The 25,517-nt window shown below is 70.1% G+C and carries 23 protein-coding genes; 11 read left to right on the top strand and 12 right to left on the bottom strand.

Translation table 11 applies throughout. The features are described from left to right. Positions 1-27: 27 nt before the first annotated feature. Complete coding sequence (locus NGM07_RS22330) at positions 28-1,110, bottom strand: M48 family metalloprotease (protein WP_253520604.1); 1,083 nt, start codon at positions 1,108-1,110, stop codon at positions 28-30. An 85-nt stretch (positions 1,111-1,195) separates the two neighbouring features. Between NGM07_RS22330 and NGM07_RS22325 the strand changes: the two genes are divergently transcribed. From NGM07_RS22325 to NGM07_RS22310, 4 genes are read left to right on the top strand one after another with little or no spacing between them, the layout of a single operon-like run. Further along, complete coding sequence (locus tag NGM07_RS22325) at positions 1,196-2,257, top strand: DUF4129 domain-containing protein (protein ID WP_253520603.1); 1,062 nt, start codon at positions 1,196-1,198, stop codon at positions 2,255-2,257. Continuing rightward, positions 2,254-3,198, top strand: a complete 945-nt coding sequence (locus NGM07_RS22320; RefSeq protein WP_253520601.1) for a DUF7269 family protein — start codon at positions 2,254-2,256, stop codon at positions 3,196-3,198. The genes NGM07_RS22325 and NGM07_RS22320 overlap by 4 nt, the downstream gene beginning before the upstream one ends. Further along, a complete protein-coding gene (locus NGM07_RS22315) occupies positions 3,195-4,607 on the top strand; it encodes a DUF58 domain-containing protein (protein WP_253520599.1) in 1,413 nt (470 codons plus the stop codon). Before NGM07_RS22320 ends, NGM07_RS22315 begins: the two co-directional genes overlap by 4 nt. Continuing rightward, positions 4,604-6,118, top strand: a complete 1,515-nt coding sequence (locus NGM07_RS22310) for a DUF7519 family protein (protein WP_253520598.1) — start codon at positions 4,604-4,606, stop codon at positions 6,116-6,118. The genes NGM07_RS22315 and NGM07_RS22310 overlap by 4 nt, the downstream gene beginning before the upstream one ends. A 19-nt stretch (positions 6,119-6,137) precedes the next feature. Here the strand turns inward: NGM07_RS22310 and NGM07_RS22305 are convergent, their stop codons facing one another. Then, complete coding sequence (locus NGM07_RS22305) at positions 6,138-6,527, bottom strand: CopG family ribbon-helix-helix protein (protein ID WP_253520596.1); 390 nt, start codon at positions 6,525-6,527, stop codon at positions 6,138-6,140. 324 nt (positions 6,528-6,851) lie between these two features. Further along, positions 6,852-7,511 (bottom strand): helix-turn-helix domain-containing protein, encoded by a 660-nt coding sequence (locus tag NGM07_RS22300; protein WP_253520594.1) that lies wholly within the window; start codon positions 7,509-7,511, stop codon positions 6,852-6,854. Positions 7,512-7,658: 147 nt separating this feature from the next. Here NGM07_RS22300 and NGM07_RS22295 point away from each other — a divergent pair, with 147 nt between their 5' ends. Continuing rightward, positions 7,659-8,507 (top strand): HoxN/HupN/NixA family nickel/cobalt transporter, encoded by an 849-nt coding sequence (locus tag NGM07_RS22295; protein WP_253520593.1) that lies wholly within the window; start codon positions 7,659-7,661, stop codon positions 8,505-8,507. 233 nt (positions 8,508-8,740) lie between these two features. Here NGM07_RS22295 and NGM07_RS22290 read toward each other — a convergent pair whose 3' ends face one another. Continuing rightward, the gene (locus tag NGM07_RS22290; protein ID WP_253520591.1) at positions 8,741-9,739 is read right to left on the bottom strand and encodes a winged helix-turn-helix domain-containing protein; all 999 of its coding nucleotides are present in this window, start codon (positions 9,737-9,739) and stop codon (positions 8,741-8,743) included. Between the two features lie 163 nt (positions 9,740-9,902). Between NGM07_RS22290 and NGM07_RS22285 the strand changes: the two genes are divergently transcribed. Beyond that, entirely contained in the window at positions 9,903-11,204 is a 1,302-nt protein-coding gene (locus NGM07_RS22285) for an MFS transporter (RefSeq protein ID WP_253520589.1), read from the top strand. 156 nt (positions 11,205-11,360) lie between these two features. Here the strand turns inward: NGM07_RS22285 and NGM07_RS22280 are convergent, their stop codons facing one another. Genes NGM07_RS22280 through NGM07_RS22265 form a run of 4 tightly spaced genes read right to left on the bottom strand, consistent with a single transcriptional unit; the run spans position 11,361 to position 18,065 of the window. Then, the gene (locus NGM07_RS22280; RefSeq protein ID WP_253520587.1) at positions 11,361-13,028 is read right to left on the bottom strand and encodes a DUF7519 family protein; all 1,668 of its coding nucleotides are present in this window, start codon (positions 13,026-13,028) and stop codon (positions 11,361-11,363) included. Continuing rightward, the gene (locus tag NGM07_RS22275; RefSeq protein ID WP_253520585.1) at positions 13,025-14,455 is read right to left on the bottom strand and encodes a DUF58 domain-containing protein; all 1,431 of its coding nucleotides are present in this window, start codon (positions 14,453-14,455) and stop codon (positions 13,025-13,027) included. The genes NGM07_RS22280 and NGM07_RS22275 overlap by 4 nt, the downstream gene beginning before the upstream one ends. Next, the gene (locus NGM07_RS22270; protein WP_253520584.1) at positions 14,452-15,072 is read right to left on the bottom strand and encodes a DUF7269 family protein; all 621 of its coding nucleotides are present in this window, start codon (positions 15,070-15,072) and stop codon (positions 14,452-14,454) included. Before NGM07_RS22270 ends, NGM07_RS22275 begins: the two co-directional genes overlap by 4 nt. Further along, on the bottom strand, positions 15,072-18,065 hold the full coding sequence (locus NGM07_RS22265; protein ID WP_253520582.1) for a transglutaminaseTgpA domain-containing protein: 2,994 nt from the start codon (positions 18,063-18,065) through the stop codon (positions 15,072-15,074). Before NGM07_RS22265 ends, NGM07_RS22270 begins: the two co-directional genes overlap by 1 nt. 323 nt (positions 18,066-18,388) lie before the next feature. Here NGM07_RS22265 and NGM07_RS22260 point away from each other — a divergent pair, with 323 nt between their 5' ends. Together NGM07_RS22260 and NGM07_RS22255 are read left to right on the top strand one after the other, a co-directional pair. Then, entirely contained in the window at positions 18,389-19,114 is a 726-nt protein-coding gene (locus NGM07_RS22260; RefSeq protein ID WP_253520580.1) for a DUF7504 family protein, read from the top strand. Between the two features lie 103 nt (positions 19,115-19,217). After that, entirely contained in the window at positions 19,218-21,362 is a 2,145-nt protein-coding gene (locus tag NGM07_RS22255) for a hypothetical protein (protein WP_253520578.1), read from the top strand. On the opposite strand, the gene NGM07_RS25570 is transcribed toward NGM07_RS22255, so the two are convergent. After that, on the bottom strand, positions 21,363-21,497 hold the full coding sequence (locus tag NGM07_RS25570) for a DUF7503 family protein (RefSeq protein WP_438267720.1): 135 nt from the start codon (positions 21,495-21,497) through the stop codon (positions 21,363-21,365). Positions 21,498-21,764: 267 nt separating this feature from the next. Next, positions 21,765-22,052: a hypothetical protein gene (locus NGM07_RS22250; protein WP_253520576.1), complete on the bottom strand. Its 288-nt coding sequence runs from the start codon at positions 22,050-22,052 to the stop codon at positions 21,765-21,767. 194 nt (positions 22,053-22,246) lie between these two features. Here NGM07_RS22250 and NGM07_RS22245 point away from each other — a divergent pair, with 194 nt between their 5' ends. Next, entirely contained in the window at positions 22,247-23,206 is a 960-nt protein-coding gene (locus tag NGM07_RS22245; RefSeq protein WP_253520574.1) for a transcription initiation factor IIB, read from the top strand. 154 nt (positions 23,207-23,360) lie between these two features. Beyond that, complete coding sequence (locus NGM07_RS22240; RefSeq protein ID WP_253520572.1) at positions 23,361-23,642, top strand: WNWW family protein; 282 nt, start codon at positions 23,361-23,363, stop codon at positions 23,640-23,642. Positions 23,643-23,677: 35 nt separating this feature from the next. Here the strand turns inward: NGM07_RS22240 and NGM07_RS22235 are convergent, their stop codons facing one another. Further along, the gene (locus NGM07_RS22235; RefSeq protein ID WP_253520570.1) at positions 23,678-24,424 is read right to left on the bottom strand and encodes a CPBP family intramembrane glutamic endopeptidase; all 747 of its coding nucleotides are present in this window, start codon (positions 24,422-24,424) and stop codon (positions 23,678-23,680) included. A gap of 91 nt (positions 24,425-24,515) precedes the next feature. Then, positions 24,516-24,701, bottom strand: a complete 186-nt coding sequence (locus NGM07_RS22230) for a hypothetical protein (protein WP_253520569.1) — start codon at positions 24,699-24,701, stop codon at positions 24,516-24,518. Between the two features lie 355 nt (positions 24,702-25,056). Between NGM07_RS22230 and NGM07_RS22225 the strand changes: the two genes are divergently transcribed. Continuing rightward, positions 25,057-25,506 (top strand): DUF6789 family protein, encoded by a 450-nt coding sequence (locus NGM07_RS22225; RefSeq protein ID WP_253520567.1) that lies wholly within the window; start codon positions 25,057-25,059, stop codon positions 25,504-25,506. The last annotated feature ends 11 nt before the right edge of the window (positions 25,507-25,517 follow it).

Genomic DNA, 25,517 nt, shown 5'->3' with positions numbered 1-25,517 from the left:
ACCGGGCCGCCAGCGACCGCGACCGCCTCAGGCGGCGGCGCGGTCGCGGCGGGCGCGGTCGTCGGCTTCGAGTTCCCGCAGGCGGGCGATGCGCTCCTCTGTCGGCGGGTGAGTTTCGACGGCCAGCGGGACGGTCGCGCCCGGCGGCGCCGCGTCCTCGGCTTCGGCCTCGCCGCCGGCCAGTCCGTGTGGGAGGAAGCAGAGTTCGCGGACGCCGCCGACGCGCGCGTCGGCGGCCGGCGTCGGGGGCGCCCCGGCGTCGAGCGTTTCGAGCGCGCCGGCCATCGCCGCGGGCGACCCCGCCAACAGCGCGCCCGCGCGGTCGGCGACGAACTCCCGGTCGCGCGAGAGACGGGCGCTCAGGTAGACGACCGGGGTCGCCAGCGCGCCGACGGCGACCCCGCCGAACAGGACAGTGAACGCCACGAATCCGCCGAACGCGACGAACGACGCGGGGCTGAACGGCGCGACGCCCGCGAGCGCGGTGCTGACGCCGTAGCCGACGACGGCCGCGAGGCCGACGAGGAGCGGCCGGGCGCTCCCGAGCGAGAGCACCGAGTAGTCGTCGCTGGCCAGCGCCGGGAGGAAGGTCGCGAGGGTCAGTACCGTGGCGTCGCGGTTCTTGACGTGCGCGAGTTCATGGGCGAGGACCGCGTCGAGTTCCTCGCCGTCCAGCGCGTCGAGCAGGCCCGTCGAGACGACCACCGTCGCGTCCCGGACGCCGCCGACGGTGAAGCAGTTGGCGCGGTCGGTCTCGACCACCGCGAGGTCGGGTTTCGCGAGGTCGGCCGCCTGGGCGAGGCGTGAGAGGCGGGCGTGGAGGTCGGAGTACTCGGCGGCGTCGGCGGGCCGGGCGTCGGTCTCGGCCAGCGTCTCGCGGCGGGTGTAGCGCAGTTGCGCCCACGCGAGGGCGAGCGTGACCGCGCCGACGAGGGCGAACCAGCCGATTCCGGGCGTGCCGGACGCGGTCGGTGCGAGCGCGCCGGGCGCGAGCGGCGCGAGCCACGGTCGGAGCAGTGACGCGACGACGCCGACGAGCAGGGCGTCGAGCGCGAGCACGACCGCGAGCGTCGCGGCGATGCGAGCGGTGAGGTCTGTATCTCGTATCATCGTGGAGGTCGTGTCGGGGACCGGTCGTCTACACCTTGGCGGAGAGGGAAAATATATTTGACTGAAAGGATTACGGTTTCTTGACGTGGGACACAATCGCCGCCACGCCGCCCTCGCCGCCCTCTGCGTCCTCGCAGTACTGCTGGCCGCGTCGCTGCTCCCCGCGAGCGGCTTCGGAACCTACCCCGCCGGGTTCTGGAGCGACCGGGGAGCCGGCGCGCCCGGCGGTACCGCCGGTTCGGGAGCCGGGTTCGACGGCCCCGACCGACCGGTCCCGACTTCGACACGGACGACGCAGGAGACGACGGACGGCACGACGACGGAGACGACGACCGCCCGGGAAACCGAAACGACCACCGCGACGACCGCCGCGAGCGACGGAGACGATGGCGGCGGAGACGCGTCGGGCGCCGCGTTCGCGGTCCTCGGACTGTTCGCCGCCGTCGTCATCGCCGGCCTCGGCTTCGGCACGGGGATGCTCTCGGTCGCGGCGGCGGCCGGCGCGCTCCCGTTCACCATCACGGTCCGGGGGACGCCCATCGGGAAACTGGTCGGCGGCCTCCCCGAGCGCACGATGACGCTCGTCGTCGGCTTCTCGTCGGCCGCGCCGCAGTTGCTCGACGACGCCGGCACCCTCCTCCGCGAGGTCGGCGGCGGCCTCTCGATGGTCGTCGGCGGCCTGGGCACCGCGCTCGGTCGGACCGCCCGCTTCGGCTTCGGCGGTCTCGGCGCGGCGTTCGTCGCCGTGCCGCGCGCGCTCTCGGGACTCGGGTCCGGACCGGGCCTGCTCTCGGGGGTCACGAACAACCTGAGCGTGCCGAGTTTCGGCGGGAAGTCGAACTCCCGCCGGAGTTCGGGCGGCGGCGGGTCGAGCGCCGACGCCGACCCGACCGAACCCGCCCCGCCCTCCGTCGAGGAGGCCTGGGAGACGCTGGCCGACCGCGTCCCCGGCCGTCGCCGCCGGTCGCGCACCCCGGGCGAAATCGCCCGCGCGGCCGTCGAGCGGGGCTATCCCGACGACGCGGTCCGACAGTTGACCCGGGCGTTCGAGGAGGTCCGCTACGGCGGGAAACCCCGCGACGACCGCACATCGGTCGCGCGGTCGGCGCTCGACCGCCTCCGGCGCTACTGGGAGGGCGACGAATGATTCGCGTCCTCCTCGAGACGGTCCGCGGCCTGCTGACCGACCGGAATCTCGCGCTCGTCGGATCGACCGCGCTCGTCCTCGCGCTGGGCGTCGCGCTCTCGCCGACCGTCGCGGCCGTCCTCCGACCGGCGGCCGGTTTCGCGGGACCGGGGACGGTCCTGCTGTTCGGCGGCCTCGCGGGACTACTCGGCCTCTGGTCGCTCAAGCGGACCGTGGGCGAGGGCTCCGAGGACGCGGGACTGTGGACGCCCGCGACGACCCCCGAGCGCGCCCACTACGACGAACAGCGGACGACGGGCACCGCGGTGGACGCGGTCCTCGACGGCGAGGACGACGAGCAGGGCGTGCGCCAGCGCGCCTGGAAACGGATTCGTCGAACCGCGGTGACGGTCCTGGCCGACGCCGAGAACTGCAGCCGTCAGGTCGCCCGCGGGAGAATCGACGACGGGTCGTGGACCGACGACCCCCGGGCGGCCGCGTTCCTCGCGAGGAGTCCGTCGCTCCTCCCGCTTCGAACCCGGGTCCGCGACTGGGCCAGCGGCGAGGCCTACGAGCGCCGGGCGCGGCGCGCGGTCGCCGAAATCGAGGTGCTGACGTCGACCGACCCGACCCCCGCGACGGCGGGCGCGAGCGAGCGCGGCGACTCGCCGCGCTCGCTCGCCGACGCGGCCGGCCTGGACGGCGCCGACGAGTCCGACCCGACGATTGCGAAGGGCGAGACGTCCGGACAGCGAGCGCGCGAGGACCGCCGCGCCGGCGTCGAAACCGACGCTGACGCCGAAACCGACGTCGGTGCAGCGGCCGACGCCGACGCGGCGGCCGATACCGACTCGGAGGGAGATGCCGAGGCAGAGCGCGCGAAAACCGTCCCCGCCGAAGCGGACGGCAGTCCGACCGCCGTCCCGCACTACACGGCCGACGAACTGGAGGGCCACCGATGAACGAACAGACGACCGCCGCCCTCCTCGGCGGCCTGCTCGTCGCGGCGCTCTACCTCGTCGTCTTCCGCGAAACCGCGTCGAGCAGGGGTGCGGCCGACCGCCGCCGCCGGACCGACGACTCGCTCTCGGACGTCCTCGACGCGGGACCGCGCTGGGACGCCGGCCTCACCGTCGCGCTGCTCTGTGGCGCCGCGGGCATCCTGCTGGAGAACGCCGCGGTGTTCCTCGCGGCGGTCGTCGGGTTCTGCTACGCCGCCTACCGTTACGGGGCGCGACCGCCGGACCTCGACGTGTCGGTCGAGCGCGCCGTCGCCGACCGCTCGCCCGCGCCGAGCGACGAGTTCGAGGTGGCGGTGACCGTGACCAACGAGGGCGACCGGTCGCTCGCCGACCTCCGGGTGGTCGACGGCGTCCCCGAGCGTCTCGCGGTCGCCTCGGGGTCGCCCCGCCACTGTACGGGACTCCGACCCGGCGAGAGCGAGACGTACACCTACACCCTGCGGGCGCGCCGGGGAACCCACGAGTTCGGCGAGACGACGCTGATAGCGCGCAACGTCAGCGGGTCGGTCGAGCGCCGCGAGGCGGTTTCCCTCGACGCGACCGTGACCTGCGAGACGCACGCCGACGAGGTCCCCCTGCCCGCCCGGACCTCAGCGTACCCGGGCCACGTCACGACCGACTCGGGCGGCGAGGGCGTGGAGTTCTACGCCACTCGGGGGTACCAGCCAGGCGACCCGCTCTCGCGGGTCGACTGGAAGCGCTACGCCCGGACCCGCGAACTCACGACCGTCGAATTCCGCGAAACTCGGGCCGCGACGGTGGTCGTCGTCGTGGACGTGCGCGCGCCCTCCCACGTCGCCCGGCGCGAGGGTGAACCCGACGCGGTGGAACTCGGCGGATACGCCGCCGAGCGCCTCGCCGACGCGCTGCTGGGGCGGAACAACCGGGTCGGCCTCTCGATATTCGGCCCGCCCGAGGAGTACCTCGCACCCGCCGGCGGCGACGAACAGGCCGCCCGCATCAGGGCCGCGCTCGAAGCGGCCCCCGGCGCGCCCGAGGGCGCGACGAACCTGTTCAGCGACCGCCGGCGCAACCGCGCGACCGAGTCGCGCTTCGACACGCTCCGCAAGCGCCTGCCCGACGCGGCCCAGGTGCTGTTCCTCTCGCCGATGCTCGACGAGATGGCGGTCGAACTCGTCCGGCGGTTCGCGGCCTACGGCCACCCGGTCACGGTCGTGAGCCCGGACGTCACCGGCACGGGAACGCCCGGCGGCACCGTCGAGGGAATCGAGCGCGCCGACCGCCTCGCCGAGGTCCGGGGCGGCGGCGTCGAGGTGATAGACTGGTCGCCCGACGAACCCATCCGGGCGGCCGTCGACGCGGCCGCGGCGGCAAGGAGGTCACGATGACGACGAACGGATTCGACGCCGACGGCACGAGCAGAACCGAGAACGAAGGCGAGTTCGAGCGGGGCGCGACGCGGTTCAGCGCGACGCTCGCGGCGACCGTCGCGGTGGCGGCCGCGCTCGCGCTGGGCGTCGCCGCCGGCGACGCCCTCGGCGTCGTCGCCACCCTCGCCGGCGCGGTCGCGGTGGCGCTCGGCGTCCGGGCGCTGACGATCGAGACGAACGACCGCCGGGCGGCCGGCAGCGTCGGCGTCGTCCTCGGCACCGTCGCGTTCGCGGCCGCCGCGCTGTTCGGACGCTACCTCGCGTTCGTCGTGGGACTGGCGGCGACCGCCGCCATCGTCAACGCCGTGGTCGACTTCGACGACGACCTGGCGTGGCCGGTCGCCAGGGCGACCTGGCGCTCGGCGACCGTGCTCGGGGTCGCGTCCGTCCTCGCGGTCTGTCTCCACGCCGACGTGTTCGTCGGCACCGCCCGCGTGACGGCGGACGGACTGGTCGCCGTCGCCACCGCCCACGACCTCGCGCGCCTCATCGCGCTCCAGGTCGAGGTGCTCGCGGTCGCCGAACTCCTCTACTGGGCGGTGCCGGTGCTCGACCGCTGGCTCCCCGCCGACCGCGACGTGCGGGCGTCGATACTCGGCTACGTCGACTTCCGACTCGAAGACGTGCCCCGCACGTACTGGGCGTTCCTCGGCGGGCAACTGCTGTTCGCGCTCACGGGCGGGGGACCGCGGTGGTTCGCGGGCCTGCTCGCGTCGATGTCTGCCTTCGGCGACGCCGTGGCGCTGTTGTTGCGCTCGGGCGTCCTCCACCTGCCGCTGGCGGCGGTCGCGGGCTTCCTGTTGGTCGTCCTGGTCGGTCGCGCAATCCAGTTGACGTTCGTGAGCTGGGCCGGGACGAATCCCCCGCGGTCGCTCGCGTTCGCGGCGGGCGGCCTGGTGACGGTCGCCGCGACCGCGCTGCTGGCGGCGTCGCCGCTCGGCGACGCCTTCGTCGCCGCGGCCGCCGAGACGGTCTGGAAGGAAGAGATCGCGCTGTTCGGCGTCGTGGGGACGCTGCTGGGCTCGGTGGCGCTGACGCTGCTGGCGGCGGCCGCGCTCCGGGAGTTCGGCTTCGCGTTCGTCGAACCGTTCGTCACGACCGACACCGCGGGCGGGTTCGCGCTCTCGGCCGGCCTCCTGCTCGCCGGGTCGATCGCCGCCGCCGAACTGGGGGCCGCGCCGCTCGCTGTGTTCGCCGGTGTCGCCGGGGCGCTGGTCGTCCACGACCTCGGGTCGAACGCGTCCGAACTGGGGACCCAGGTCGGCCGGTTCGCCGAAACCCGAACCGGCGAGGTCGCCCACGCCGTCGGCGGTCTACTGGTCGCGGGCGTCGGCGTGGCGCTCGCGGCCGCCAGCGCCTACGTCCTCGGACCGATAACCACGTCGGTGCCGGCGTGGCGGGCGCGACTGGCGCTGGCGCTGGTGCTGCTGGCGGTGTTGTCGTTCGTGGCGTTGATTCGGGAGACGTAGCGGTCGGCGCGGCGAGTCGTCAGTCGGCCCCCAGCACCATCACGGTCACCCGGGCCACCGCGTCGAAGTCCCGAAGGCGGTACACCAGTTCTCTGACTTCCTCGGCCGGCCCCTGACAGAAGGCCGTCTCCAGGCACCACTCGCCGCGGTGGACGTGGCTGGTCGCCGTGATGACGTCCTCGAAGTCGTGCTGGACGTGGTGGAGGTCGCCGATGACGGCGTCGTGTTCGTAGTCGTAGGCCAGCACCGCGACCACCTCGCCCGCGGCGGATTCGAGTTCGGCGTGGGACTCGACGTACTCGGCCATCGCCTCCCGGACCGCCCGCGACCGGGAGTCCAGACCCTCTGCCTGCCACGTGGCGTCGAACTCTGCGAGCACGTCCTCGGGGACGTTGAGGCTCGTTCGCATGTCCCCGTGGTTGTCCGCGCCGGGGGATGGCTGTTGCGGGTTCGGACGGCGTCGGGGTGGCGTCGAAGCGCGGGACGGGGGAGAGGAGAGGAGAGGAGAGGAGAGGAGAGGAGAGGAGAGGACACGGCCAGGTCGGCCACCGCCATCGGGACGTCCGCCGCTTCGAGACGGCCGAGGACGTGTCGGCGGCGCGAGTGCGAGAGGGCGTCGAATACTGCGTCGGCGACTCCGGCAGTCTGCGTACCTGTTGCCATTATCGGAGGATAGTCGCTTGTCGGGTATGAGTCGTAGGGTTGTATATTCCACTGGCGGGCGGAGCGGTCGTCACTCGTCGGGTTGGCCGACGCTCAGCGTGCTGGTGACGAGGTTGTGGTGGCCGTGGTGCAACCGCTTCGAGAGCGCCTGCTGGGAGACGCCGAGGTCCTCCGCGAGTTCGCGCATGGTGACCTTCTGCGGGACGCTGTAGTAGCCCGCGTCGCGCGCGGCCACGAGCGTCTCGCGCTGTTTCGGCGTCAGTCCGTACTGGGTGCTCGCCATCGGTTGGTCCTGTTCGGAGAGACGGACGAGTTCGAAGGAGACGTCGTTGTCGTCGCAGTACTCCCGAAAGTCGGCGAGTTTGTCGTGGTCGTCGAAGCGCATCTTCAGTTCCCACCGGTCGTCCTGCCCGGTCGCCTGGAGGATCGTCGCGCCGATGGTCACGTAGGCGTAGACGACCGTCTGGATGTTCTCGGTCCACTCGGCGCGGTAGAGCACGGCGTTTTCGAGTTCGTCGACCTGCGTGACGTTCCGGACGGACACGTCGTCGTTCAGCGCGGCCTCGAACGCCGACTGGTCGCCGCCGCTGACCCAGAAGTACGGCATGACCCTATCCTCCTGGGTCGCGACGACCTCCTCGACCTCGACCACCATCTCGGGTGCGGCCGTCAGCGCGTCGCTCAATGCAAAATCGTCGGCCTCGACGGTGAACTCCGCGATCAGACTCACGTCTCGCTCCTTGACGTTCGACGCGGAATAACCTCGCGGTGGAGACGCAAGGTGCACCCGACGGCTGGGCGGTCGTTATTACGCGACCTCGAAATCGGTAATAACAACCCGTTTAGGTGTCCTCCGACAATCGGAGGACGACCACGGATGATACCAAGCGACGCGGTCGGGTTGTTCGCCGGGGCGGTCGTGCTCGGACTCGTCCACGGCGTCGAACCGGGCCACGGCTGGCCGGTCGCTGCCAGCTACGCGCTCGACCGGTCGAACAAGTGGCTCTCGGGCTTCGCCGCCAGCTTCCTGCTCGGGGTCGGCCACCTCGTCAGCAGCATCGCGATGGTGGTCGCGTTCTTCTTCTTCAAGCGGTACTTCGAACTCGCGCGAATCAACGAACCGCTGTCGGTCGCGGGGTTCGAAATCGGCGGCCCGGTGGGAATCGCCGCGGGGGTCCTGCTGATACTGCTCGGCGTGCGAGAGTACGTCCACGGGCACGACCACGACCACGGCGGGCACGAGCACGGACACGGCCACGACGAACACCACACGCACGGCCACAGCCACGAACACACGGAGGACGACGGCCACGACCACCACGGCCACGACGAACACCACGACCATCACCACCACGACGAAAGCGACGGCCTCCTCGGAAAAATGAAACTGGCCCTCCCATTCGTCGGCGGCCACAGCCACGGGTCGGCCGACGACGCGGCCGAACGCGGCCTCTGGGGTATCGCGGGGTTCGCGTTCGTCCTCGGGTTCGCCCACGAGGAGGAGTTCGAGATCATCGCCATGTGCGCCGGGTCCGAGCACTGCCTGTCGCTGATGACCACCTACGCGGTCACCGTCGTCGCGAGCATCGTCGCACTCACGCTCTTGCTCATCGCGGGGTACGAGCGCTACGAGGAGCGCGTGGAGCGCTACACCGACTACCTCCCGGCGTTCTCGGCCGCCGTGCTGGTGCTGATGGGCGTTGGGTTCGTGACGGGGCTGTTCTGACCCGTCTCACCGGGACCGCTGGCTCAGACGCCGCGAGAGGAGACGGACGACCCGCCAGCACGCCATAACCGCGAGGAGGACCGCCAGTGACCAGCGAAGGGAGAGCGAACCGCCGTCGGGAACGAAGAGCGGAACTGACAGCACGACGGGCGGTGGGACGCGTCGGATTGTCAACTTTTCCGGACGGCCGCGTGTCCGCAGGTCGAACCGCCTCGGACTCCGGTTCGACCGCCTCAGACCGTCCCTGCCTCGCGCTCCTCGGCCCCGCGGCGGAACTCGACCTCCAGCACGTCGAGGCGTTCGCCGACCAGCAGTCGGAGTTCGTCGCCGTCGCACTCGACGCACGCCCGGACGCGCCACGGGTCGCGAGACTCGACGGTCAACCGGTCGTTGTTGACGACGAAGCGGTGCGACCAGAACGGCCGGTCCCGAACGTCAACGCCTCGCTCGTAGAAGAACGCGACCACGGCGGCGTGGTCGAGCAGGGAGACGCCGAGCGTCGTCCAGAACTGGTTCTCACAGCTCCGACACCGGTAGTGGGCGAGCACCTCGTGACCTTGGTACTCCCAATGGTCGGGCGAGTCGCCGGTGAGTTCGGCGTCCATCTCTCCGCGACACTCCGGACAGACGCCGGCGTCGAGGAGCGCGAACTTCGCCCGGACGTGGCGGTCGACCGTGCGCTCTATCTCGACCGGCGAACGGCCCGCCAACCCGTTCGGCGGGAACGGGGCGTACAGGCCGGTTTCGTCGCACTCGGTGCATTCGATTGCGACGCGCTCGCGGTCGTCGTAGCCGATTTCGACGGGCGCGCCGCAAGCCGGGCAGGGGTCCCGGGCCTCGAACGGGTCGAGGTCGGCGCGGTCGGTGAGCGCGCCCTCCACGACCGCCCGGACGACCTTCCGGCCCGCGTACCGGAGTTGATAGCCCTCGTCGGTCTTGCGGACGAACCGCCCGGTCAGTTTCTTCAGGTGGTAGTTGAACAGGCCGCTGTCGTCGGTCGCGACCCGGTCGAACAGCGACGAGAACGACACGGGGTTGCGTGCGCTCGCCTCCCGTTCGGTCGCCGCGAGCGCCCGGAGGATGTCGATTCGCGTCTCGTCGGCGACGACCGAGAACGCCTCCCCGGGCGTGAGTCGGCCGTCGGTTCCACCGCCCGTCGCCCCGGTGGGTCCGGTCCCGTCGTCCGTTTCGTCGGGAGTTCCGGGACCGACACCGGTTTCGTCGTCGGTCATGCGAGTCGCTACGCGGTCCGGCCCAAAGGTGCCGGGGGTCGGCGCCCGCATAAAGGTAAATTATTCTACATAACTGTCGTTCTGCGAGCGTTTTAGTCGGAGCCGACCGACCGGAACACTGACGCGATTCGGCCCTCCGAGCCGGCGAGTCAGAGAGAAAGAGATGACGACGTCGAACGACACGGATTCGAGCGCGAGCGTGGTCCTCAAGTACTACCTCTACCGGGCGGTCGGCAACCCCGGGTTCATCATGCCGATATACACGCTGTACCTGCTGGCCAACGGCGTCAGCTTCGCCCAGATCGGCGTCATCGGCACGATTCAGGCCGTAATCGTCGTCGGCGGGGAACTGCCGACCGGCTACGTCGGCGACCGCATCGGCCGGCGCAACAGTCTGCTCGTCGCCCAGGTGCTGTTCACGGGGTCGAACGTCTGTATGGTGCTGGCCGAGGGGTTCGTCGGCTTCACCGTCGCGTTCTCGATGCTGTCGTTCGCCAACACGTTCGTCTCGGGGAGCGCCGACGCCTGGCTGTACGACATCCTCGAAGAGCGCCTCGGCGAGGACACGTTCACCTACGTCAAGGGTCGGGGCACCGCGGTCGGCCAGTGGGTGATGGCCGGAACGATGATCGCCGGCAGTCTACTCTACGTGGTCGACCACCTCTACCCCTACTACGCCGCGCTGGCGATGAACGTCGTCTCGTTCGCTATCGTCGCCTCGCTGCCCAAGACCGCCCAGTACGCCGGTTCCGGCGGTGACGGCGAGGAGGACGAAGAGGACGAAGACGGAAACGACCGCCTGACGGTGCTCGAAGCCTGGCCCATCGTCCGCGACCAGCTATCCTCGCCGACGCTCCGGCCGTTCGTCGTCTACGTGGCGCTGTTCTTCGGCACCACGCTCACCGTGAGCGCCTACGTCCAACCGGTGGCCGTCGACGCGCTGGAGGCGAGCGCGGGGCCGTTCCTCGCCGAAATCGGCGTGCCGGAGGCCGCCTCGCTCGGGGTGCTGTACGCCTCGTTCACCGTCGTCTCGGCGGTCGCCAGCGACCGGGCGAGCGACCTCGAAGCCGCCCTCGGGGTTCGGGGCGCGCTGCTGGTCGTCCCGTTCGTCGCGGCCGCCGCATTCGTGGTCCCGGCGTTCGTCGCCGTCGCGGCGTTCCCGATGTTCTTCGTGATGCGGGCCGCCCGGTCGGTGCTGAGTCCCATCGTGGGCCAGTACCTGAACGACCGCATCGAGTCGGTCGGCCGGGCGACGGTGCTGAGCGCCGTCTCGATGGTGTACGCCGTCGCCCGGATTCCGTTCGCGCTCGCCAGCGGCTTCGTCGCCGACTGGTTCACGCCGATGGTCTCGGTGGCCGCACTCGGGGCCGCGTTCGCCGTCGCCGGCGCGGCGATGCAGGTCTGGCGGCCGCCGGTCGCGCGGGAAACCGATTCCTCGGTGCCCGAGAACGCGACACCGGAGTGAGACGAGCGCGGAAGATGACGTCTCGGTAGATAGCAGCGCGATTTCTCTGTTCTGAGCATCCGAGGGAATCCCGAAGAGTACCGAGCGCGTCCGCAACGAGTCCCCGTTCTGGGCTACGGGCGAAGGCTTCAAAAGAAACCGCGCTCTCGACGACCGCTAACGAAGCGCGATAGCCAGCAGGAGGACGCTCACGACGGCGCCGGGGAGCGCGACGGCGAGCGCCGACCCCGCGGCGAGTCCGGCCGAGGGAATCGCGACGGTTCCGAGCGCGCCCGCGGTCAGCGCCGCCAGGACGCCGACGCCGAGCGTCCCGGCGGCGTGGAGGAGTTCGACCCGGCGCGTCGGCGCGACCCGTCCGACTTCGCGACCCATCGTCGCCGCGAACTCCCCCGTATCCCAGACCAGCAGACTCGCGACGAGGCCGCCGAGGACGACCGGCAGCGGAGCGCCGACCGTCCCGGCGAACGCGACGGCGACGAAGAGCCCGCCGCTCGCGATGGACGCGCCCGCAACCCGGTCGGAGACGAACCCGAGGGCGAACGCGAGCCAGAGGACCAGCAGCGCGGCCGCCGTCAGGACCAGCACGCCGGCCAGGAGGCCGAGGACCACGGTGTGGGAGCCGTAGAACTCGACGACCGAGCCGGCAAGCCGGTCGAAGCGCCCGGAGAGCGGTGAGGAGAGTCGACCGACGACGAAGGAGACGAGAGCCCGGAGGACGGGTCGGTGGACCGCGAATGCGGCCGCGACGATAGCCAGGCCGGCGAGCAACGGCGCGTAGCCGACGAGAACGGTTTCGGCGTCGGTCCGCGCCGACGTCCGTACCCCACGGACGACCAGGAGCGCGCCCGCGGCGACGACCGCGAGCCAGACGAAGACGTGGCGAATCGCCGACGCCGTGGTGACCGCCACGAGGACGCCGTAGAGCGAAGCGGGCAGCGTCGCCCGCAGGAGGCCGGCCGGGAGCACGAACGCCACGAAGAGCGCGACCGGCACGCCGAGGAGTCCGACCGCCGCGGCGGCGTCGAAGCCGCGTTCGACGCGCCGCCGGAGTCGGTCGAGCGAGACGTCGCCGACCGTCGCGCCGCCGGCGAGTTCCGCGGTCGGGAGCGCGCCGAGCGCCCGGTTGATCAGGTAGGCCGCGGCGAACCCGAGCAGCCAGAACGTGAGGAGTCGCGGACGCTCGGGCGTCGGGGACGTCACGAAGAGCCAGTCGCGGGCCGCCGCGACGGCCCTCGCGACGAGCGAGTCGACGCCCGAGAGCCCCGGACCGAAGTTCGTCACGAGCGCGTACAGGAGGAAGACGACGGCGAACCCGACGGGGAGCGCCGCGGCCCGGGCGAGAACGTCGAAGCCGTCCTCGACCGTCGCCTGCGTCACGACGTTCCGAACGGCCATCAGCGCGCCGAACAGCGAGGCGGTCACGCCGCCGGCGACCGTCACGACTCCCAGGATGCGGAGCGTCTGGCCGACGACCTGCGTCGAGTTCGCGGCGGGGAACGAGGCGGCGAACTCCACGAGAAGCACGTAGCCCAGGCCGACGGTGACGCCGACGCCCGCCGGGACGAACAGGAGACTCGCCGCGACCGTCGCCGGAACCCGCCAGCGCTCCCAAGTCAGTAGCCAGAACGCGCCCGCGAGACAGCCCGCCCCGAGCGCGCTCGCGACGAGGCCCTTCCCCACGCTCGCGCCGAGCAGACCCGCCAGCGGAAGGCTCACCGCGAGCGTCCCGAGGACGACGAGGAGCGTGCTGACTCGCGCCGGACTCCACGTTCTCGCGTCGATTCGTGAGCGTTCGGCGGTCGGGGAGTGGTCGTCGGTCGTCATGCGTTCGAGAGCAGCGTTCGGAGCGAGCGGTTCAGCGCGAGTTCGAGCGGGTCGTCGAGGGTCCAGTCGACGACGCTCGCGCCGGTCAGTTCGACGTCCCGGAGTCGCAGTTCCCGGCGAGTCCCCGCGACGAACTGGCCGGGCGAGTCGCCGGGCGCGACGTCGGGGCTCAGGAGGAGGAACTCGCGGTCGCGGGCCGCCAGCGTCCGGGCGAACGCCACCGGCCAGCCGTCGAGCGCCGGCGAGACGAGTATCACGTGGGCGTCCTGCGGGAGTCGCGCGAGCAGCGTCTCGGTCAGTTCGCCGGTACTGCTCGTCACCCCATCGATTGCGTCGGTCGTCTCGCCCGCGTCTTCCGTCGACTCGTCGGGTTCTCCGGACGACTCGGCGATGCCGCCGTCGGTCTTCGCCCGCGGCGGGGCGTTCGACTCGGGCGGTGCGGTTCCCGGGGCGTCCGCGTCGGCGGCACGCTGGGCGGCGTCGAAGACCGCGCTCGCGGCCGCGACCGTCCCCGTGCCGGACGCCGACGCCCACGGCAGTCCGTCGACGACTCCGGCGTCGGCTCTGTCTGTCGCGTCTAGGCCGACGGCGGTGACGCTCGTTTCGACGTTCGCGTCGACGAGCGCGTCGTAGAGTCGTTCGCCGGCGTAGGTGCAACTGCTCGCGCCGTTCGGATAGCCGGGCCGGGGCGCGACGCGCGTCGGCGGTCGAACGTCGACGACCACCACGGCGCTGGTCGCTCGTTCCTCCCGGAACCGGACGGTCGTGAGTTCGCCGGTCTTCGCCAGACGGCGCCAGTCGAGTCGGCTGAGCGGGTCGCCCGGTCGGTACTCGCGGGTCGAGTGGAACTCCACCCCGCTCCCGCCCGAGTCGGTCGGCGTCGGCCCGACCCGGTAGTTCGACGGCCGGTTCGCCGGCGCGTCGGCGACGGCCCGGGCACACGAGAGGGTTTCCTCGCCGTCGGGGGCGACGACGGTCGTCTGCTCGCGGGTCGCGCCGAGCGAGCGGAGTCGGACGACGGGGTCGTCGAACGCGAAGTCGCCGCGCTTGGCGACGACGGCGTAGGTGACGGCGCGGGACTCGCCGGGCCGCAGGGCGACCGCGGCGCGCGGGGACCCCTCGACGACCGCGAGCGGGTCGGGGACGCCGTCGACGAGTCGCAGGTCCGTCAGCGCGACGTCGCCCGCGTTGCGCACCGCGAGCGTCACCGTCACCCGGTCGCCCGGCGCGGGGTCGGTCGGCTCGAGCGACCGTTCGAGTTCGACGGCCGCCGCCGGCGACAGTCGGGAGACGCTACCGACGACGACGTACGCGAGGGGGACGAGCGCCGCCGCGAACAGCGTCGGCTCCGCGTAGAGCAACCCGAGCGTCACGAGCGCGAGCGTTCCTGCGAGCGCACCGTTCCAGCGGCGGACGCGCCGGGTCATCGCGACTCGCCCTCCGGCGTCCGGAGCGGTCGAAGCGCGGCTATCGTCCGACGAATCCGTCGGTCGCGCTCGGCCGACGGGTCGAGCCAACCCCGGAGCCGCGCCCACAGCGGGTACCGCGGCCCCTCCTCACCGCCGAGGAACGCGGCGGCCACGGGGTCGTCGGTCCACGCGCCGGCGGTGATCGACCGCCGGGCAGTTTCGGGCGAGCACTCCTCGGCGCGGGCGTACGCTTCCACGGCCGTCTCGACCAACTCCTCGGAGACGCGTTCGAGGGCGGGTTCGCGGCCCGCGACGGCGGCCTCGACCGTCGCGTCGAAGTCGGCGCCGGTCAGCGTCCCCGCCGCGAGGGTGACGGTCTCGGGCGGCCGTCTGCGCGCCCGCTCGAACCGTTTCGCGGCCGCGTCTTCGGGCGCCGCGGGCGAGCGGCGGCGCCGGGCCGACCAGACGGCGTACGCGCCGACGAGGCCGCCGAGGAGGAGCAGTTGCCGTTCGGGGTCGCGCTGTCCGAGCGCGGCGACGAGGGGCGCGAAGCGGTCGGGCGCCAGCAGGACGCCGGCCGTCGCGATAGTGAAGACGACGCCGACGCCGCCGACGACCGTGGTTCTGAACCGCATTAGTCGTCACCTCCGGCGTCCGGCCGGGAACCGCCGGCACTGTCGACACCGTCGACATCGGACGCCCCATCGGGGTCGAGCGTGTCGACCGCCCGCTCGACGTACGGAAGCCGCTCCGTCGGGTCGCGGGCGCCGTACTCGACGTCCCGGAAGACGTCGCGGAGCGTGCGAACCGGCTTCGGGGGCAGGCCGTCCTCCTCGATGGCGTGCGCGGCGAGTTCGCCGGGCGTCTTTGCCGACGGGTCGCGAACCGAGGTCCGACCGAGGAACCGCTCCCAGGCGTCCCGAACCGTCAGGTACGACTCGTCGGGGACGTGCTCGGATTCGGCCGGCGCGTCGGCGGCCGCCGACGCGCCGGGCGAACGCGTCACGGCGAGTCGCGCCCGAATCCAGTCGAAACGGGAGGCGAACCACTCGCGGAGGCGCTCGAGCGCCTCCGCGCGCGTCAGGTCACCGCAGTAGAGCGCGGCGAGCGACGCGAGCACCGCTCTGAGCCGTCGGTCGGCTCGTATCAGCGCGCGCTCGACCAGGTCGACGGCCGCGAACAGCCCCGCGACCAAGAGCGCCGGCGCTCGGCGGAGAACGCTCGCGACACGGGCCGCGAGCGAGCGAAGCGAGATTCCGCGCCGGCGGGCGACGACGACGATACCGCCGACGACGACGCCCAGACCGACGAGGACGCCGCCGAGGTTGACGAGGAGGCCCGAGACGGTCGTACGTCGGGTCTGGCCGTCTCGCGCGACCTCGATTCGAGCGTCGTTGGCGAACGGTAGCGACGCCGTGAGCGTCCCGTCGACGCCCGTCGTCCCGACGCGTCGGCCGGCGACCCGGACCGGCACGCCGGCGACGGGGTCGTCGCCGTAGGAGGCGGAAACTTCGACCGACCCGCCGGGGAGCGCGAGCGGGAGGGTCGGCTCCGCGGAGACGGCAAGGGTCGGCAGCGTGAGCGTCCGCTCGCCCGTCGCGGGGCCGCGGCTCGCAGTCAGCGACACGTTGCCGGGCGACTCCGGAAGCCGAACGCGGATTCGCCCCCGGGCGTCGGTACGCCCGACCCTCCGGTCGTTCAGTCGAACGAGCGCGTCTCGCACGGGGACGCCTCGTATCGTCGCCGTGACGACGACGGTGTTCCCGGTGACGGCGTCGCCGGAGACGGTGAGCGTGACGTTCGTCGCGAGCGAGTACGACGCCGAGCCGTTCGCGGAACGGTTCGCGCTCGCGTCCTGGATCAGAAGCGGCGGCGGGTCGGCCGCCGCCGCGACGATGCCGGAGCCCAGCGGCGGAAGACCGACGCGCGCGTTCGTCGGCGACGTCGCGGTCCCGCCCACGGTGATGGTGAGGTTCCGCGCGTACGGAACGCGCGCGACGACTCGGCCGTCCGCGTCGGTAGTCCCCACCGCCCGCCCGTTGAACCGGACCGTCTCGCCCGTCACCGGCGACCCGCTCCGGACGACCGAGACGGTCACCGTCGCACCGGGAACCGGCGTTCGGTTCAGTTCGATTCTCGTGGAAGGCGTCGACCGGTCGGTCGTCTCGTCCCGCGACGCGTTCGGGGTCGTAGTGGACGGCGACGAGCGCGTGCTGGTCGTGGTCGAGAGCGTCGTCGCGGTCGTCGCGGGCGACGTCTCCGGACCGGTCGCGGATGTCGTCGCGTCCCGGGGCCGAGAAGTGCCGCTCGCGGTCGGCCGGGGTCCGGAGGTGGACGGCGTTCCGGACGCAGACGGGGTCCCTGACACGGACGAAGTTCCGGAGGTTCCGGGCGCCGAAGGGGACTCGACGCTCCCGTTCGCCGAGAACGTCTCGTTCGGACTCCCCCGCTCGGTCGGCGAGTACGTGCCGCGGTCGCGCTGGCGTTCGAAGGCTCGCCGTTCGGACCGGAGGCGTTCCGCGCCGGGGGTCGGGTCGAAGCGGACCCAGCCGACGTCGGGGAAGTACACTTCGACCCAGGCGTGGGCGTTCAGCCCCCGAACGCGGTAGGCGTTCTCGCCGACCCGCTGGCCGGTCGAGTAGCCGACGACGTAGCGCGCGGGCACCCCCTGCGACCGCAGCATCGCGGTCATCGCGGTCGCGAAGTACTCGCAGTAGCCCGCGTCCATCTCGAAGACGAACTGGGAGGCGACGTCGCCGTCCGGCGGTTGGCTCACGTTCAGCGAGTAGCGCTTGTTCGATTCGAGCCACGACTCGACCCGGACGGCCGTCTCGTACGGGGAGGTCGCGTCGCGGGTGAGGTTTCGGGTGAACCGGCCGAGGCGTCGGTCCGTCTCCGCCGGCAGTTGCGTGTACTCGGACCGGATTCGGTCGGGGTAGTCCCGCCCCGCGGCGCGCAGAACGGCGGGGTCGCGGGGCGGGACGTGGCTGACGCCGGTGTAGGTCGTCCCGGCCGGGACCGACTCGTCCGTCTCGAAGGCTCGCTGGTCGGTGACGTACAGGTCGGCCGAACTCGGCCGGGAGAGGCTCGTGGCCCGCCAGACGCTCGGGAGCGCGGTGGCGGGGCGGTCGAGCGTCACTCGGTAGCGGACCCGCCGACCCGGGATGCCGCCGTCCGTCAGCGGTCCCGCGTACGGTTTCCGACCGCCGGTCCGTTTCCATCCGTCGCCGGTGTACGTGTCATACGCGCCGGTGCGCCAGTACGAGGCGACGGAACTCCGGACGGTGAAGTGGGTTTCGGCGTTCCGGGACCGGAAGGCCGACGAATCGTTCGCGCCGGCGAGCGACCCGCCGACACCGGTCCGACTGCCGGGGTTCAACGCACCGAGTCGGCCACCATCCCCGAGTCCGCCGCTCTGACCGCCGTCCCCGGACTGGCCGAACGGCTGGACGCTCGGTTGCGGGACAAGAGAGCCGAGCGGCGAGCGGCCGAGGTCGGCGGTGGAGACGGCGGGAACGAGGGTCGCCGCAAGCAGAATCGCGAGCGCACAGCAGACGGTCAGGAGCAACCGGAGGCGGTCGCGAGACTGTTCTTCGGGCGAGACGAGCGGCGTAGATTTATCGGACATCGATGAGCGGGTCGTGGGTCGGTGACTGCTTGCGGCGGCGAACGCACGCGGAGACGTTTGACTGATAACTGAGAGGATACCTATAAAAAGATTGGCGTGCGGGAGCCGAGGTCGAGACGTCCGGCGGTCGTCCGTCCCTTCGGTCGCGTTGCGGTTCGGGAAGAACGCGGGTTACTCGGCGTCGACGGACGAAGACGTGAGTCAGCGCAAGAACGCAGTCCGAGAACGAGCAACCGTCGGAAGAGCCCTGCAGTTTCCGATAGGAAACGTTACATGATGTGAATACGAAACATTCATTTATCGCGTTCGAATAGAGGAATGTAATGGTGTCTCACGACGAGGGGAGCGGACTCACCGACACCGAGCGCCAGCGATTCGTCTCGACGCTTCAGAATCTGAAGCAGAACGGGTCCTCCCTCCTCGTCGTGGGCAGCGTCCCCGACTCCGCCGCAACGCAGGCGTGCCACCGGATGCTCGGTGACGTCACCGCGAGAGACAGACGCCGACTGTTCGTCTCGACGGACCCCGCCCTCCCGACGGTCACCGACCGCCTCTCGGCGTCCCACGAGCGGCTTCGGTCCGACAGGACGACGCTCGTCACCTGGACCGCCAAATCGCGGAGCGCCGCGACGGCGTCGCCGTCCCACCAATCGAGTGACGGAATCCCGACGGTGAGCGTCGAGAGCGACCGGTTGGCCGACCTCGGCATCGCCATCTCCCGCGAGATCGAAGCGTTCGAGGAGATCGCCGTGGAGCTCGCGCCCTCCGAGCTTCGCGTCTGCTTCGACTCGCTCTCGGCGCTGGTCGCGGATTACGAGCGCGAGGAGGTGTTCCGTTTCCTCCACGTCCTCGTCGGCCGCATCCGGAGCGTGCAGGCGATGGCCCACTTCCACCTGCCCGTCGACTACGATTCGGAACTGGTCGCGCAGTTCGCCCCGCTGTTCGACGCGATCATCGAACTCCGCATCGTCGACGACCGGGCCCAACAGCGGTGGCACCTGCGAGACGAGAACATCACGTCTCAGTGGCTCACCCCCTCGACAGTATGATGACGCACCGACAGTCACGTGACGAGTCGCGTACCGGTATCCGCGGTGTTTTTCCCCACTATCCGATGGGTTTTTGCCGCTGCTTCGAGAGGGGACAGCTACTATGAACAGTCTGGGTACCGAACCGGCCGAGTACGCCGACGACCGGCGAGTCGGCAACATCTCGTTCGAGGCCGCCGCCGACGGCGACGGTGTCACCGTCATCGATTCCATCGAGCGACACCGGTACTCGGTCGCTACCTCCCGCCCGGTCACCCCCACGCCGGTGGACACCGGCGAGTTTCTCTTCCCCGCCGACGCGGGCGTCGCGGTCACCACGGAGACGCTGACGCTCCCGACGGTCGTCGCGGTCTACGTCCGCGACCGGACGGGCGAGATGCTCGCCGAGGCCGAGCACTTCGCCTACGAGGAGTTCCCAGACGGAGTCTACAGCATCGAACTCAGCGCCCCCATCAAGCTCTATCTGCAGGTACGCGGCTCGCTGACCGTCGCGTCCGACGCCGAACGGACCCGCCTCGAATTCGACGGGGAGACGGAGGTGCTCCTGGGTGCCCGCTCGCACCACGAACATCCGGCGGCGACCGTCACGACGACGACCGACCCGACCGACATGATGGCCGCCGTCTCGACGTTCGGCTCCGCGCTCAAGACGACGACCTGCGAGCGGTCCTTCCCGTCGCTGCGCGGCCATCCGCCGACCATCGAACTCGGAGATACCCTCGACATCCCCGACGGGTTGGCGGCTCCCGACACCGGCGTCCGCATCGAGATTCCGCCGACGTACCACGCGGTCTACGTCGCCGCGCCGCTGGCCTACTACCTCGGTGCCACGCTGGTCGAGGGCGACCGCCCGCGAATCGTCACCGACGCCGAATTCGAGTATCCGCTCGCCGCGGGCCGTCGGTTCGAGGAGGACGTCGAACGCGTCCTCAAGCAGACGTTCTTCCTCGACTGCCTGACGCGGACGGAAGGGTACTATCAGGTCGAACTCCACGAGCGGCAGGCCGTCGAATCGAAGGTCGACCTCGACTTCGCGGCGCTGTACGACGCGCCGCTGGCCGAGCAACTCGAAGCGTACCTCGCGGTGCCGTTCGCCGTCGTCGAGGACGAGATTCCGGAGTGGAAGCTGACCTCCCACGTCGAACCGACTCCGACGAGCATCGAGACGCTGCCGTTCATCGTCGAGGACCTGGCGGTCGTCCGGACCCCGGAGGCGACGACGGTGACCGGCGGGACCGAGGAGGCGGACGCCGTCGGGGAGTTCCTTCGGACCCAGACAGAGGTGGAGGCGGACGCGGAGACGTTCACGCGCAGCACCAGTCAGGCACCGGCGACCGAGGAGACGTTCGTACAGCCGACGTCGGCGAACTCTCGCGAGCAGACGTGGATCGGCGAGGGGACGCCCGTCGGCGCGAACAAGGTGACGACCACGGCGTTCCGCAACCGCCTGGGTCGGACACCGACGGAGGGCGACATCGACATCACGGTCGTCTGCAACGACGCCCAGATGGGCGAGGAGAGCGACGCGGTGTACGCCGACTACGGCTCTCGCGAGGAACTCCCGTTCGACGTCACGGTCCACCACGATTTGACCACCGACGAACTCCGGGATGTCCTGACCTCCCCGACAGATTTCCTCCACTACATCGGGCACATCGACCGCGAGGGGTTCGAGTGCGCCGACGGGAAGTTCGACGCGACGAGCCTCGACGCGGTGGCCGTCGACGCGTTCCTGCTCAACGCGTGTCAGTCGTACACCCAGGGGATGGAACTGCTCGAAGCGGGGAGCATCGGCGGCGTCGTCACGCTGAGCGACGTCATCAACAGCGGCGCGGTGCGCATCGGCCGGACGATGGCCCGACTCCTCAACGCCGGGTTCCCGCTCCAGGCGGCGCTCAACATCGCCCGCGGGGAGAGTATCGTCGGCGGTCAGTACATCGTGGTCGGCGACGGCGGGTTGTCCATCGCCCAACCGGAGAGCGGGACGCCGAACCTCTGTGAGATCGAGCGCGAGGGGGACGGATTCGTGCTTCGGATGAATACCTATCCTACGAGTCAGTGTGGGCTGGGAAGTTTAGTGATGCCCCATATCGAGCAGAATAACTCTTATTTCCTGAGCGCGGGAGTCAATAAGGAGTTCTCGATGCAGAAGGACGAACTCACTCGTTTCCTGAATCTTGAAGAGATTCCAGTCCGGCTCAACGGAGAACTACGTTGGAGCACGGAACTTGCCGTCGAAGACTTATAGTTAGGGGCCAGCGTTCGTCGAAAGATTCGCAGCGGCCGCATTACTAGCTTGGGTGAGGAGCAAGCAGATGGTGAAGAGGACGCCGGCCATTCTCGGATTCTGTGCGATGTAGTCTGCGACGGTGGTGTCGGACATTTCGCTTCATCCTTTCACTGCCAACATCGTGAAACTTTTCGAAGGATATTGACAGTAATTATAGGTATTTTAGTTGGTAACTGAACTAATCTAAGTCGGAGTCGGAACTGGTTTCTGAGCGACGGGGTGGCCCTAGGTGCAAGAATTACGAATCGGAGCTTCGACGGACCGGCGAGAAGACGAATCCGACGAGATGCTCGGTCGCGTTCGGCCGGGCGCGGTCGCCGCGGCGACCGCGCCCGGCCGAACGCGCTCCCGCGGGCGGTTTCAGTACTGTTCGGCTTCGAGGTCTTCGAGGTGCTCGCGGAGGTCGGGGTACTCGTCGAGGACGACGAAGCCGTAGTCGCCGCCGCCGTAGAACGACTCCGGAATCTCGCGTTCGACCAGCATCAGGTCGGGGTCGGCGTCGACGTGGTTCACCTTGTCGAGCGGAATCACGCGGGCGCTGTCGGTGCCGTCGAGGCAGACGACGGTGCGCTCACGCACGAGCACGGCGTCGAACGCCATCGACTCGTATTCGTCCACCGCGAAGACCGTCGGGCGCGACGATGCCATATTGGATGACTCGGTCCGGACGGGAAGAGACTGTCGGCCGCCGCCGTCGGAGCGATACCCCCGTAGCGAATCCGCTGGAATCGCCCGTATATCGACGTCTCGACGCGCTGTTCGGGACTCGTCGAAGGGTCGTGCAGAAATTGCCGGTACTCTCCGAGGGTTTATCTACCAATGACTCCTACTATCTCAAACTTATGACTGGGTCCACTCGCCAGCGCGAGCGTGAACAGACCGAAGAGACCGGGGCGTCCGAAGGCGAGCGGATGTGTCCCGAGTGCGAATCCGAGGCGGTCGTCTCCGACGCTGGCGGGAGCGAACTCGTGTGCGAGGAGTGCGGACTGGTGGTCGAGGAACGCAACGTGGACCGCGGACCCGAGTGGCGCGCGTTCAACACGGCCGAGCGCAACAAGAAGTCCCGGGTGGGCGCGCCGACCACGAACACGATGCACGACAAGGGGCTGACCACGACCATCGACTGGAAGGACAAGGACGCCTACGGCCGTTCTATCTCCTCGAAGAAGCGGAGCCAGATGCACCGTCTGCGCAAATGGCAGGAGCGCATCCGGACGAAGGACGCGGGCGAGCGCAATCTCCAGTTCGCGCTCAGCGAACTCAACCGGATGGCCTCGGCGCTCGGCGTCCCCCGGTCTGTACAGGAGATAGCCAGCGTCATCTACCGGCGGGCGCTCAAGGAGGACCTCATCCGGGGGCGCTCCATCGAGGGCGTCGCCACCAGCGCGCTCTACGCCGCCTGTCGGAAGGAGGGCATCCCGCGAAGCCTCGAAGAGGTCGCGGAAGTCAGCCGGGTCGAGCGCAAGGAGATCGGCCGGACGTATCGGTACGTCTCCCAGCAACTCGGCCTGGAGATGGAACCGGTCGACCCGAAGAAGTACGTCCCGCGGTTCAGTTCCGAACTCGACCTCTCCGAGGAGGTACAGTCGAAGGCCAACGAGATCATCGACGTGACCACCGAGCAGGGCCTGTTGTCGGGCAAGTCGCCGACGGGGTACGCGGCGGCGGCCATCTACGCCGCATCGCTACTCTGCAACGAGAAGAAGACCCAGCGCGAGGTCGCCGACGTCGCGCAGGTCACCGAGGTCACCATCCGCAACCGCTACCAGGAGCAGATCAAGGCCATCGGACTTTACAACTGAGCGCCCGTAGGGTATCCCGTGACGTCGTCGGAGGTCGACCGGGCGTTTCGTCGACCTCCGGCGAGCGGGGGAAAAACGACGGCACGACACCTCGCGAGACGCGCGTGCCGTCCGAGAACCGAAGCGACGCGGGACCGAGGGACAATACAAGATGATGGCCGACCAGCAATTCGAGCGGAAACTCGGCGACGAGTTCGACGGGGACGCCGGGGCGCGGCGCGTCGTCGCGCGACAGGCGCGCGACCTCGCGGATTCGGGACAGTTCGAAACCGACATGGGCCGGGAGCTAACGGTTTCGGTCGTCCTCGAGAACCTCGAAGCCGCGCCGGAGCACCTGGCGCTCCCCGAGAAGTGGAACTGGTGGATAGGCGCGCTCGAACTCGCCTACGGGGGGTACGACCGCTTTCGGGTGCTTCGGTGGTCGCGTTCCGAGTGAGCGGGTGAGCGCTCTAGGGAATTTTTCGGCGAAGTTCAGACGCCGGCCGACGGGAGTCCGCCCGTCGCGGTCAGGTACGCGACGTAGAACTGGACGGCGTTGAACGCGCCGTGTATCAGCGACGGCACGACGAGGTTGTCGGTTCGCTCGTAGGCGAACCCGAGGATCGGCGAGAGGACGAACAGGATGGCGAGGTAGGTGAGTTTCCCCGCGCCCTGGAGCGAGAAGACGTGGATCACCGCGAAGATGAAACTCGCGAGTAGAATCGCGACGGTCGGGGTGAACCGCTCGCGGAGGCGCCCCTGAACGACGCCGCGGTACAGCAGTTCCTCGCCGGGACCGATGAACAGGAACGACAGCGGTATCAACAGCAGGAACACCGTCGGGTCCTGTTCGCCGAACTGTTCGACGGTGTTGGACGCCGACTGAATCCCGAACGACGAGAGGACCACCGAGATGACGACCAGACCGAGGTAGAACACGACGAACCCGCCGACGGTCCAGCCGACGTCGCGGAGCGTCGGCACGCGCGCTCGAACGAAGTCGAGGCCGCGACCGGTTCGGCGGAGGTACCACAGTGCGAACCCGCCGAACGAGACGCCCTGACCCAGGACGACCGACAGGCCGAGCAACAGCGTCGGACGCTCGGTCAGCGGAACGCCCGCGACGACCAACAGGAGCGAGACGACCGAGACGACCACGATTGCCACGACGTAGCCGCCGAGCCCGAGCGCGGCCGCGCCGAGGACTACGCGGAGTTTCGAGTCCGAATCCGGAAGCATCGTCGACACTTCGGTCGCCCGGGGCGAACCGTTTTCGGTCCCGGAACGTCTCGGAGCGACTTCGGCGAGCGGCCGCGTGGCGCGGCGCTCGCTATCCGACGTCCGCCTCTCGCTCTACCGACACGAGTCCGTACGTCTCGTAGTACCTCTCGCCGTCCTTCTCGACGGTCAAGACGACCGACGTCAGATAGCCGAAGTCGACGTCGACGACCGTCCCGTCGACCGGTGTCGGCCGGACGAGTCGTCCGGAAACGGGAACCGCCTCGTCGCGGGTCACGCGGGACCACCCGACCGACGGTCCGTCGTGCGTTTCATGTGGGACACGAGACGTGTACGATTTATAACGAGTGGAGTTCGTTCAGTTGGACTTACGACACGCTGGCCGACCCTCGACCGCGTGAACCGTTTGAACGGTCGTAAATCACCCCCTCGAAACCGCCCGCTCCCGAGCAAGCATTCGGCGCTCGGACGAGCGTTCGGCATTCCGAACGAGTGTTCGGCGCTCGGACGAGCGTTCGGCATTCCGAACGAGTGTTCGGCGCTCGGAGAGCGTTCGGCCGGGCCGGCGCGGTCGACCGCGCCGGCCCGACTCGGCGGAAAGCTTTCTTGTGTTCGATTCCGACAGTTCGGGTATGCACAGGGCGTTGCGCGCGATAGCCGGCGGCGTGGCCGGGACCGCGGTGCTGTCGCTCGGACTGATACTGACCGACGTGGAGACGGGCTACCGAATCGGCATCTTCGGCGCCATCGCCGACTTCGTGGGAACGCCCCAGCGCCTCGCGCTGGGGTTCGCCCTCTTCGTACTCGCCGGCGTGTTCGCCTGGCCGCTCGTCTTCCTCGCGGTCGAACCCCGGATTCCGGGCGACCGCGACCCCGCGATGACCGGGATGGCGTTCGCGGTCCTGCTGTGGGTCGCGTTCGTCGTCGCCGGGTCGGCGGGCATCACGGGCCCGCTACTCATCCCCTACTACGCGTTCACGCTCGTCGCCCACCTCGCGTACGGCTACATCCTCGGCGCCGTCTACGACCAGTTGGCCGACGCCGACGTCGCCGCCGAACCGAATCCGAGCGCGAGGGTGTAGTCTCCGGTCGT

The organism is Halorussus vallis, assembly GCF_024138165.1.
Lineage (GTDB): Archaea > Halobacteriota > Halobacteria > Halobacteriales > Haladaptataceae > Halorussus > Halorussus vallis.
Note: the sequence above shows the minus strand (reverse complement) of the source record. Positions and strands in the feature narration are given on the sequence as shown.